Origin of the sequence: Pedobacter sp. (assembly GCF_035566355.1) — a bacterium.
In the GTDB taxonomy this organism is placed as follows: Bacteria; Bacteroidota; Bacteroidia; order Sphingobacteriales; family Sphingobacteriaceae; genus Pedobacter.
In genome coordinates, this window is the sequence record NZ_DATMRL010000443.1 from 1 (window position 1) to 5,091 (window position 5,091).

General features: G+C 38.8%; 7 protein-coding genes. 3 read left to right on the forward strand and 4 right to left on the reverse strand.

Annotated features, from left to right (window positions below; genetic code table 11):
• The coding region (locus VNZ46_RS17025; protein ID WP_325561253.1) for a tetratricopeptide repeat protein at positions 1 to 572 on the reverse strand (572 nt) is incomplete at its 3' end.
• A gap of 127 nt (positions 573 to 699) precedes the next feature.
• On the opposite strand from VNZ46_RS17025, the gene recF reads away from it, so the two are divergent.
• Both recF and VNZ46_RS17035 read left to right on the forward strand, forming a co-directional pair.
• A complete protein-coding gene (recF, locus tag VNZ46_RS17030) occupies positions 700 to 1,803 on the forward strand; it encodes a DNA replication/repair protein RecF (protein ID WP_325561254.1) in 1,104 nt (367 codons plus the stop codon).
• A complete protein-coding gene (locus VNZ46_RS17035) occupies positions 1,796 to 2,086 on the forward strand; it encodes a DUF721 domain-containing protein (RefSeq protein ID WP_108553164.1) in 291 nt (96 codons plus the stop codon). The genes recF and VNZ46_RS17035 overlap by 8 nt, the downstream gene beginning before the upstream one ends.
• Positions 2,087 to 2,091: 5 nt before the next feature.
• Here the strand turns inward: VNZ46_RS17035 and VNZ46_RS17040 are convergent, their stop codons facing one another.
• The 3 genes from VNZ46_RS17040 to VNZ46_RS17050 all read right to left on the reverse strand — a co-directional run bounded on the left by VNZ46_RS17040 (position 2,092) and on the right by VNZ46_RS17050 (position 3,685).
• The gene (locus VNZ46_RS17040) at positions 2,092 to 2,277 is read right to left on the reverse strand and encodes a hypothetical protein (protein WP_199078691.1); all 186 of its coding nucleotides are present in this window, start codon (positions 2,275 to 2,277) and stop codon (positions 2,092 to 2,094) included.
• 52 nt (positions 2,278 to 2,329) lie between these two features.
• Positions 2,330 to 3,037: an FKBP-type peptidyl-prolyl cis-trans isomerase gene (locus VNZ46_RS17045; RefSeq protein ID WP_325561255.1), complete on the reverse strand. Its 708-nt coding sequence runs from the start codon at positions 3,035 to 3,037 to the stop codon at positions 2,330 to 2,332.
• Between the two features lie 228 nt (positions 3,038 to 3,265).
• Complete coding sequence (locus VNZ46_RS17050) at positions 3,266 to 3,685, reverse strand: nucleoside-diphosphate kinase (RefSeq protein WP_108553167.1); 420 nt, start codon at positions 3,683 to 3,685, stop codon at positions 3,266 to 3,268.
• 108 nt (positions 3,686 to 3,793) lie between these two features.
• Between VNZ46_RS17050 and VNZ46_RS17055 the strand changes: the two genes are divergently transcribed.
• Positions 3,794 to 4,804 carry a DHH family phosphoesterase gene (locus VNZ46_RS17055; RefSeq protein ID WP_325561256.1) on the forward strand — a complete coding sequence of 337 codons (1,011 nt, stop codon included), beginning with the start codon at positions 3,794 to 3,796 and terminating at the stop codon, positions 4,802 to 4,804.
• Positions 4,805 to 5,091 lie beyond the last annotated feature (287 nt).

Sequence of the window (5,091 nt, forward strand, 5' to 3'; positions counted from 1 at the left end):
TCAGCACCTTTGAAGTCTTTCAATTGTTCATTTACCAGGCCTAGTTTTTTCAGGAACATTGGAGAAGTGAATTTATTGCTGGCTTTATCAGCTGCTTTTTTATAATAAGTTGCTGCTTGTTTGTAGTCTTTCAACTCACTGTATGCATCACCTAATAAACCCAGAGCAAGCGGATCTGCCACCGGACTTCCGGTTTCAGAATATTTACCCAGAGCTTCAGTCGCTTTTTTGTATTCACCTTTACGTAAATAAATACCGCCTAAATAAAGATTGGCCAGATTGGCAGATTTTGTATTGGCATATTCATTGGCAATTTGTTCAAAACCTGGATAACCACCATCGCCGTTAATGGCTTTATTGGCTAAAGAATCCACACCTAAATATTGCTCAGCTTTGTACATTTTTGCAGTTGCTTCTTCAGCCCTACCTTTTAAATATACATTTTGGTACCAGATATAGATACCAATTAATACCACTACTGCACCTGCAATAAATAACAGGCTTTTTGAGTTTTCTTGTACAAAAGAGCCCTTTCTTACAGGGTTGTTGAGTTCTTTTTCTGTTGCGGACATTTTATTTTAAAAAAATTAAGGATTGCAAAAATACATTTTTCGTTCAAAGTATCAACCCCTTTCTTTAGTATTTAATTAAACTTTAATGATTTAACGAAGGTAAACGGTAACTTTGAGGCTATAAACTATGTGGTTAAAAAACATTACCCTATTAAATTTCAAGAATTATACAGATGCCGATCTGCGTTTCTCAAAGACGGTAAATGCCTTTGTGGGCAATAATGGTGCAGGAAAAACCAATTTGCTAGATGCCATACACTATTTATGTTTGTGTAAAGGTTATTTCAATCCGATTGATAGCCAGCAAATAAAATCGGGAGAAGATTTATTTTTAATACAAGGCGATTTTGACCGGAAAGAGAAGAATGAGAAGATCACTTGTGGCGTAAAGAAAAATCAGAAGAAGCAGTTCAAGAGAAATAAAAAGGAATACGAGAAGCTGGCCGATCATATCGGTTTGTTTCCGGTGGTGATGATTTCTCCTTATGATGTCAACCTGATCATGGATGGGAGTGAAGAGCGCAGAAAGTTTATGGACAATGTGATCTCTCAAACAGATTCCAGGTATTTGGATGAGTTGATCATATACAACCGTCATTTGCTGAACAGAAACGCGCTGCTTAAACAAATTGCCCTTACCCGGAAATACGATCCGGCATTGCTGCAGATTTTTGATGAACAGCTGGTGGCTTCGGGCAATAAGCTTTTTGAGAAACGTAAAAGTTTCATGGCGGAATTTATTCCCTTGTTTAATAAATATTATAGCTTCATCACGGAGGAACAGGAAGAAGTTCATTTGTTGTATCAGTCACAATTAAACGAACATCAGTTTGAAGCCTTACTGCAGCAGGCCGCAGAGAAAGACAAGGTTCTGGAAAGAACTACGGTAGGTATTCATAAAGATGAACTGGTCTTTACCATCAGGGAAATGGCTTTAAAGAAATTTGGGTCTCAGGGGCAGCAAAAGTCTTTTTTGATTGCCCTTAAATTGGCCCAGTATGCTTACCTGCAAAAATACAGAGGATTTAAACCGCTGCTGCTGCTGGATGATATTTTTGACAAACTGGACGATCATCGCATGAGAAAATTAATGGAAATGGTTTCCCATCATGATTTTGGACAGATCTTTATTACAGATACCGGAAAAGAAAGAGTGCTGAATATTTTTAATAGCATTAAAGTTCCCGTAACTTTATTCGACGTAGATAACGGGGCTGTAAAACATGCGTAAACCGAATGATATTACTTTAAAAGAAGGCATCGATAAATTATTGGCTGTCTATAAATTGAAAGGGAAGTTTGATCAAACTTCAGTAGTGGCTTTATGGCCGGAAATTATGGGTAAAGCTATTGCCAACAGGACTACTCAGATCTATGTAAATAATAAAAAATTATTTGTACGTATCGAGTCTTCGGTCATCAAGAACGATTTGTTAATGGTCAGAACCGGCATTATCCAAAGTATTAATGAACGTACCGGTTCTGAGGTCATCACAGAAATCGTGTTTCTTTAATTCTTTTAGCTCTTTCCACCGCCGCCAAACACTTTGGCAATTACCCAGATGATCAGGGCAAGGATAATCACGACGATAATTACACCAGTCCATACACCGGTTTTAAAAATGCCTTCTATTACAGAGCAACTGCTTAAGGTGGTCACAAGAAGGGCAACTATTCCAAGAGGAAGATATTTTTTAAGATTCATAAATCATTGTTTTCCTAGATAACAATGATTTATGAAAATGGTTTGAGAAGGACTATTTGCCGTTTATTTTAAGCAACTCTACTTCGAAGATCAATGTGCTGTATGGCGGGATATCCTGTCCGGCACCGCGTTCTCCGTAAGCCAGGTTGTATGGGATGAAAAATTTGTATTTAGAGCCTGGCTGCATGAGTTGTATCCCTTCTGTCCATCCTGGAATAACACGGTTTAAGGGTAAAGCCAGAGGTTCATTTCTGTCATAAGAACTGTCAAACTGTTTGCCGCTCAGTAGGGTGCCTTTGTAATGTGCAGTTACGGTATCTGTTGCAGCCGGATGTGCGCCGCTACCTTCTTTAAGTACAATATATTGTAAACCGCTGGCCGTAGTTTTTACACCTGCTGTTTTTTTATTGTTTTCCAGGAATGTCTTTCCTTCTGCAATGATACCGGCATATTTTTTCTTGCTTGCTCCGGCAAAGAGGTTATTGATGGCTGTTTGTGTTTTCTCACCTGACATCAGGGGAGCTTTGCCGGTGAAGGTGTCTTTAAGTCCCTGGATAAAAAGTTCATAGTTTAAAGCGGTAACACCGTTGTTTTTCAGGTTCGCTGCCATACTGGTTCCAAAAGCGTAACTGGCAGAGTCAAGGCCGTTTTTGATGGCAGGAGCTTTTACAACTGCTTTTTTTACGGGGTGTTTTTTGGTTTGCGCAATTGCTGTGAATGTCGTTAAAGGAAGCAACAAGGCGATAAAGGCTGTTTTCATTATGTGTTTAAATGTTAAGTATGTAGCTGTGCTAAGATTTGAAAGTGGAAAGTTATACATTTTTGAAACATAAAGAAAAAGAAGAGAAATAAGCTTTCAGGGTGTTTAACCGGGAGGAGAGTCCGGGGATGTAGCAGAGGGATAGTTTAGATGTGTTCTGAGGGAGAGATGGGCATAAAAAAAGCACCCTTATGAGGTGCTTTTTTTATAAGTTGTTTCGTGTAATGCTTAGAAACGTTCGTCTGCTGTAAAGAAGAAATCACCTTCGATTTGAGCATTCTCATCAGAGTCTGAACCATGAACGGCATTTGCATCAATTGATTTTGCGTATTTCTGACGGATAGTACCTTCAGCTGCTTCTGCAGGGTTAGTTGCGCCGATCAATTTTCTGAAATCTTCAATTGCATTGTCTTTTTCAAGGATCGCAGCAACAATAGGACCTGAAGACATGAATTCAACAAGATCCTTATAGAAAGGACGCTCTTTGTGAACTTCGTAAAATTTACCTGCAGTCTCAGGAGTTAATTTAGTATACTTTAATGCAATGATTTTGAAACCTGCAGAAGTGATGTCGTTGATGATTGCTCCGATATGTCCGTTAGCAACAGCATCAGGCTTGATCATTGTAAAAGTTCTGTTTGTAGCCATTTTTGTTTTAATTTTTTTGCAAAATTACGTTTTATACTGGTAATATTAAAGCTTGAAATATAAAGGCATTCATTTCTTCATTAAATTGTTAGCTTTGCAGCGAAATATATGTTATCTCTTTCAGAACTAAAATCTTTGCTGGCAACGCCGCAGAAAATTGTAATTACAACGCATCATAAGCCAGATGGCGATGCAATGGGCTCGTCCCTGGGTTTGTATGCTTACCTTATCCAGAAAGGACACCACGTTAAGGTGATTACACCGACAGATTATCCATACTTTCTGCATTGGCTTCCTAATAACTCAGATGTTATTATATATACAGAACAAAAGGAACAATCAGACCTGCATGTAGCCGAGGCCTCTTTGATCTTTTGCCTGGACTTTAATACCCTGAGCAGGATCAATGAACTTGGAGAAGTGATCCGGGCTTCAGAAGCTTATAAGATCATGATCGATCACCACCTGGAACCGGAAGATTTTGACGATTACCGGTGCTGGAACATCAATGCCTGTGCAGCTGCCCAACTGGTTTACGAATTTATTGTGCACGAACTTGAAGATGGCGCATTCATGTCTAAAGACATTGCAACCTGTTTGTATACAGGGATCATGACAGATTCGGGCTCTTTCCGCTTTCCTTCGGCAACTTCAGAAGTGTACAGGATAGGAGCAGATCTGATCGATGCAGGAGCGGAACACTGGAGAATTCACCAGCTGGTATACGATAATGCTACTGAAAACCGTTTACGCTTTTTAGGACATTGCTTAACCAACAAACTGGAGATTTTAAGGGAATTCAATACAGCTATCATTACAGTTACTGCCGAAGAACTTAGAAAATATAATATTGTTACCGGTGATACGGAAGGGATTGTAAACTATGCCTTGTCTGTAAACGGCATCAGGCTGGCTGCTTTCATTATAGAAAGAACTGACCGGGTTAAACTTTCTTTACGTTCTACCGGAGATTTTCCTGCCAATGAGATCTGTAAAAAGTATTTCAATGGAGGCGGGCACAGAAATGCAGCAGGTGGTGCTTCTGATGAGAGTTTAACAGATACTGTGGAGAAATTTAAATCTATTTTGACAGAGTATAAAACACAGTTATTGCAATAAAAGTATCGGCAGAGTCCTCTTGAGGACCGCTGAATTTAAAAATAAATAAACGAAAACGGCGAAGCCCTCTTGAGGACCGCTGAGATCAAATAAACAAAACGATAAAAAAATAAAACGACAAAAAACGCAATGAAAAAAACTTTAGTACTTCTTTTTGCAGCTACGCTTGGTTTAGCTGCTTGTAATAACTACAAAAAAGGACCGGGTGGTTTAATGTACATGATACATAAATCAGAAGGGAAAGAAAAAATCAAAGAAGGTGATATCATTAAATTGAACTTTATTCA